The sequence below is a fragment of the Protofrankia sp. Cas8 genome (genome assembly GCF_963555845.1).
Taxonomy (GTDB): Bacteria; Actinomycetota; Actinomycetes; order Frankiales; family Frankiaceae; genus Protofrankia.
The window spans coordinates 11826-12686 of record NZ_CAUVXI010000170.1 but is presented as its reverse complement, the minus strand read 5'-3'; the positions used below and the strand labels follow the sequence as shown (position 1 = coordinate 12686).

General features: G+C 66.7%; 1 protein-coding gene. It reads right to left on the bottom strand.

The features are described from left to right. Positions 1–398: 398 nt before the first annotated feature. A complete protein-coding gene (locus U9977_RS20340) occupies positions 399–680 on the bottom strand; it encodes a GNAT family N-acetyltransferase (protein ID WP_322750881.1) in 282 nt (93 codons plus the stop codon). Between the last annotated feature and the right edge of the window lie 181 nt (positions 681–861).

Sequence of the window (861 nt, the reverse complement as noted above, 5' to 3'; positions counted from 1 at the left end):
TGCGCGGGTGTGGGCGCGGGTGTGGGCGCGGGTGTGGGCGCGGTCCCGCGTAAGGCGCCCGCCTGGGCCTGGCTGCCCACTGCCATGATCGGCTCATGTGACTGTCCGGCCGCGCCGGTAGGCGTCCACAACCACAATGAACGTCCCGTTCTGGGCCGGCGGGACGTTTGCCCAGGTCAGCGTGCATCCATTTTGGTAAGAGCCTCGTGCGACGTGGCGGCCAGCACGACTACCTCCACATCAGAACCGTCGTCGCGTGACCGCTCGGCAGAAAAACGGGCTGCGAGTGCTGCGCGCCGGTCGTACACGACCAGGAAGTAGCTCCCTCGGGCACGGTACCGAACATGGAGTCGACCTGTTGTGCCAACCACAATACCGCGTCCGTGACAGGTCGGAGGTCAACCGCCGGTATGCGTCTCCGACTCGGACCGGCTGGTGGCGTACACGTTGTTGTCCTTCCACGGGCCGATGGCGGACGCCTCGCCCTGAAACGTCATGCCGAGCGTGCGGGCGATCCCGTTCATCCCGGCGTTACCCCGGTTGGTGAACGTGACGATCTCGTCCAGGTTGAGAGCGGCGAACCCCCAGGTCACCGCGGCGTCGCACGCTTCGCTGCCGAGTCCCTCCCGCCAGCAGTCCCGGCGGACAGCGCGGGTGGGATACCCGTCCGCAATATCCAAGACCTGGACCCCGACCCGGGCACGCTCGTGGCGCACGCCTCGCGGATTTCAATCCGACTCGGATTTGTAGATCGCGGGCACCGCACGCGCGCCCAGCGGCCCGAGGTTCAAAAGTTTCAATCCGACTCGGATTTGTAGATCGCGGGCACCCCTGAGCAGCGCGACCGTCGCGTACTCGATG